Source organism: Streptomyces sp. SPB074, from assembly GCF_000154905.1.
GTDB lineage: Bacteria > Actinomycetota > Actinomycetes > Streptomycetales > Streptomycetaceae > Streptomyces.
Window position 1 is genome coordinate 4505572 of the sequence record NZ_GG770539.1, and the last position, 4189, is coordinate 4509760.

Annotated in this window: 4 protein-coding genes; 2 read left to right on the forward strand and 2 right to left on the reverse strand. The window is 72.5% G+C overall.

Features of this window, described 5'->3' with window-relative positions:
* Nucleotides 1-77: 77 nt before the first annotated feature.
* On the reverse strand, nucleotides 78-905 hold the full coding sequence (locus tag SSBG_RS18955) for a purine-nucleoside phosphorylase (RefSeq protein ID WP_008747686.1): 828 nt from the start codon (nucleotides 903-905) through the stop codon (nucleotides 78-80).
* A 257-nt stretch (nucleotides 906-1162) separates the two neighbouring features.
* The gene (locus tag SSBG_RS18960; protein WP_008747687.1) at nucleotides 1163-1600 is read right to left on the reverse strand and encodes a gamma-glutamylcyclotransferase; all 438 of its coding nucleotides are present in this window, start codon (nucleotides 1598-1600) and stop codon (nucleotides 1163-1165) included.
* Nucleotides 1601-1748: 148 nt separating this feature from the next.
* Here SSBG_RS18960 and SSBG_RS18965 point away from each other — a divergent pair, with 148 nt between their 5' ends.
* Nucleotides 1749-3200: an NAD(P)H-quinone dehydrogenase gene (locus SSBG_RS18965; protein ID WP_078491353.1), complete on the forward strand. Its 1452-nt coding sequence runs from the start codon at nucleotides 1749-1751 to the stop codon at nucleotides 3198-3200.
* 221 nt (nucleotides 3201-3421) lie between these two features.
* The coding region (locus tag SSBG_RS18970; protein ID WP_267880266.1) for a DeoR/GlpR family DNA-binding transcription regulator at nucleotides 3422-4189 on the forward strand (768 nt) is incomplete at its 3' end.

Genomic DNA, 4189 nt, shown 5'->3' on the forward strand with positions numbered 1-4189 from the left:
CCGCGCGCGGTCTCCCCCAGGGTCGTACGGGACACGTACCCCGTACGGGACACGTACCCCGTACGGGGGAGGGTCTCTCAGATGCGGTCGAGGACCTGGCCGAGGAGCGCCCCCATGTGCGCGGCCGAGTCGCGGCCCGCCTGGAGCACCTCCTCGTGGTTGAGGGGTTCGCCGGTGAGACCGGCGGCGAGGTTGGTGACGAGCGAGATGCCCAGGACCTCGGCCCCCGCCTCGCGCGCCGCGATGGCCTCCAGGACCGTGGACATGCCCACGAGGTCCCCGCCCATCGCGCGGACCATGTCGATCTCGGCGGGCGTCTCGTAGTGCGGACCGCGGAACTGCACGTACACGCCCTCTTCGAGCGTGGGGTCGATCTCCTTGCACAGCGCGCGCAGGCGCGGCGAGTAGAGGTCGGTGAGGTCCACGAAGTTCGCGCCGTGGATCGGCGAGGTCGCGGTGAGGTTGATGTGGTCGCTGATCAGCACCGGCTGGCCGGGCCGCATCCCGGCGCGCAGGCCGCCGCAGCCGTTGGTGAGCACGATCGTCTTGCACCCGGCGGCGACGGCGGTGCGCACGTTGTGCGCGACGGCGTCCACGCCGCGGCCCTCGTAGTAGTGCGTGCGGCCGAGGAAGACGAGGGCACGTTTGCCGCCGGCCGCGCCGTAGGAGCGGATGCGGCCCGCGTGGCCCTCGACGGCGGGCGGCGGGAAGCCGGGCAGGTCCGTGAAGGACAGGTCGTGGTCCGCCGTGCCGAGCGCCTCCGCGGCGGGCACCCAGCCCGAGCCCATCACCAGGGCCACGTCGTGCGTCTCGGTCCCCGTCAGCTCACCGAGCCGGGCGGCGGCGGCGCGGGCGGCGGCGAAGGGGTCGCCCTGGATGTCGTCCGGAATAACTGATGCGTTCACGCGAATGAGCGTAACCGCTCACGGCCTACGCGCGTAGACGTCGCTGATAACGACCTGATGTTGACTTACCGGTACCCCTTCGCGCGCGTTTACGGACACGGACGTGGCTGGTCAGGGCCTCGGGGGACGAGAAGCGGGGGACGCGGCGCGGCCGGCCGGTCCTGGCGCGAACCCGGCCCTCGCGCGGGCGCGGTGCGGCGGCTCTCGCGGGTGGGCGCGGCTCGCGGGCGCGGCTCGGCGGTCCTCGCGCGGGCGGCTCAGCAGGGCCGCTTGCGCAGTTCCATCACGTAGTCGTGCGGTGCCCCCGCCGATTCGGCCGCGTCGGCGATCTCGCCGAGGTAGCGCGCCGAGGGCAGCCCGCCCTCGTACCCGTTGAGCACGTACAGCCACGAGGACTCCGTGCCCTCCAGGGTGTGGACGCGGACCCGGGCGCGGCGGTAGATGCCGAGGCCGACGCCCTCCCAGCCGTCCATCGCCTCCTCGTCGGGCGGCGCGATGTCGTACAGCGCCACGAAGACCTGCGAGGCGGGGTCCTCGACGAGGGTGGCGAGCGCGCCCTCCCAGCCCATGTGCTCGCCGCCGAAGGTCAGCCGCCAGCCGTCGAGCCAGCCGGTGGCCCGCAGCGGGGAGTGCGGGGCACGGCGCGTCATCAGCCGCGCGTCGAGATTGCCTGCGTACGCAGCGTAGAGCGACATGACGTCGAGAGTACGGCAGACGGCGGAGGGAAGCGGGGGAGTCGTGGGAGGCGGACTCCCGCGCGAGGGGCGGGAGCAGGGGGGGGTGACCCGTTCCACACCCCGGACAGCGGGCCCGGGCGCGAAGCCTTTTGGCGCGTGCGGGACAATGAAGTACGTGACTCGGATCGTGATTATCGGTGGCGGACCCGGCGGATACGAAGCGGCCCTCGTGGGCGCCCAGCTCGGCGCGGAGGTGACCGTCGTGGACTGCGACGGCCTCGGCGGGGCCTCGGTGCTCACCGACTGCGTGCCTTCGAAGACCCTCATCGCGACCGCGGAGGTGATGACGACCTTCGACTCCTCCTACGAGGAGCTGGGCATCCTCGTCGCCGACGACACCCCGCCCCTGGAGCGCGCGGCGCGCGTCGTCGGGGTCGATCTCGGCAAGGTCAACCGCCGCGTCAAGCGCCTCGCGCTCGCCCAGTCGCACGACATCACCGCCTCCGTCACGCGCGCCGGGGCCCGCGTCCTGCGCGGCCGGGGCCGCCTGGAGGGCCAGCAGGACAGCGACGGCTCGCGCACCGTCGTCGTCACCGCCGCCGACGGCTCCGAGCAGCGCCTGACCGCCGACGCCGTCCTCATCGCGACCGGCGGGCACCCGCGCGAGCTGCCCGACGCGCGCCCCGACGGCGAGCGCATCCTCAACTGGACGCAGGTCTACGACCTGGACGAACTGCCCGAGGAACTCATCGTCGTCGGCTCCGGTGTCACGGGCGCCGAGTTCGCGGGCGCCTACCAGGCGCTCGGCTCGCGCGTCACCCTCGTCTCCTCGCGCGATCGCGTGCTGCCCGGCGAGGACCCGGACGCCGCGGCCGTCCTGGAGGACGTCTTCCGCAGGCGCGGCATGAACGTCATGGCGCGCTCGCGCGCCCAGGCCGTCAAGCGCGTCGGCGACCGCGTCGAGGTCACGCTCGCGGACGGCCGCGTCATCACGGGCTCGCACTGCCTCATGGCGGTCGGCGCGATCCCGAACACGGCGAACATCGGGCTGGAGGAGGCCGGGGTCAAGCTCAAGGACTCCGGGCACGTCAAGACCGACAAGGTCTCCCGCACGAGCGCCCCCGGGGTCTACGCGGCCGGGGACGTCACGGGCGTCTTCGCGCTCGCCTCGGTCGCCGCGATGCAGGGCCGTATCGCGATGTACCACTTCCTCGGCGACGCGGTCACCCCGCTCAACCTCAAGGCCGTCTCGTCCAACGTCTTCACCGACCCCGAGATCGCCACCGTCGGCTACAGCCAGGCCGACGTGGACGGGGGCCGCATCGACGCCCGCGTCGTCAAGCTCCCGCTGCTGCGCAACCCGCGCGCCAAGATGCAGGGCATCCGCGACGGCTTCGTCAAGATCTTCTGCCGCCCGGGGACCGGAGTCGTCGTCGGCGGTACCGTCGTCGCCCCCCGAGCGAGTGAACTCATCCACCCCATCTCGATCGCTGTGGACAACAATCTGACCGTGGAACAGATCGCTAACGCGTTCACCGTGTACCCGTCGTTGTCCGGTTCGATCGCCGAAGTGGCCCGCCAGCTCCACACCGTCAAGCGCGCGGAGGAGCAGGTCTGAGGAGGCCGTACGGCCTCAACCCCCCTGCTCGCGCGGGATGGCGGTCCATCGCCGCGCGGCGGTGGACCGGGGCCGTGGCAGCGCCCGGCGGCCGTTCACGACCCCGTATACCACTTTCCCCGCCCCGACGTGGACAACTTCCGTAACTCGGCGGAAAGTGGTGAACGCGGACAGTCATGCGCGTTACTGTCAGTTCCGTGTTCGCTGCTGAACGTCGTCAAATGATCCTTGAAATGGTGCGCGCCAACGGAGCGGTCTCGCTCCGGGAACTGGCCCGCGTCGTCCAGACCTCTGAAGTGACCGTACGGCGGGACGTGCGGGCCCTCGAAGCGGAAGGGCTCCTCGACCGCAGGCACGGCGGTGCCGTGCTCCCGGGCGGCTTCGCGCGGGAGACCGGCTTCCCGCAGAAGACGCACCTCGCCTCGGCCGAGAAGGCCGCGATCGCCGAGCTCGCCGCCGAGTTCGTCGAGCCCGGCGAGGCCGTCGTGATCGGCGCCGGGACCACGACGCAGGAGCTGGCCCGCCGTCTCGCGCGCGTCGCCGGTCTCACCGTCGTGACCAACTCCCTCCTCGTCGCCCAGGCCCTCGCGCACGCCAACCGTGTCGAGGTCGTCATGACCGGGGGCACCCTGCGCGGCACCGACTACGCGCTCGTGGGCAGCGGGGCCGAGCAGTCCCTCCAGGGCCTGCGCGTCTCGCGCGCCTTCCTCTCGGGCAGCGGTCTCACCTCGGACCGCGGTCTGTCCACCGCCAACATGCTCTCGGCGAGCGTCGACCGCGCGCTCGTGCAGTCGGCCGCCGAGGTCGTCGTCCTCGCCGACCACACCAAGCTCGGCACCGACACGATGTTCCAGACCGTGGCGCCCGACCTCATCACCCGCCTCGTCACCGACGAGCCGGCGCCCGGCGAGGAGCGCGCGGCGACCGAGCTCCAGGCCCTCGCCGACCAGGGCGTCCACATCTCCCTGGCCGGTCCGCACGCCCCCGCC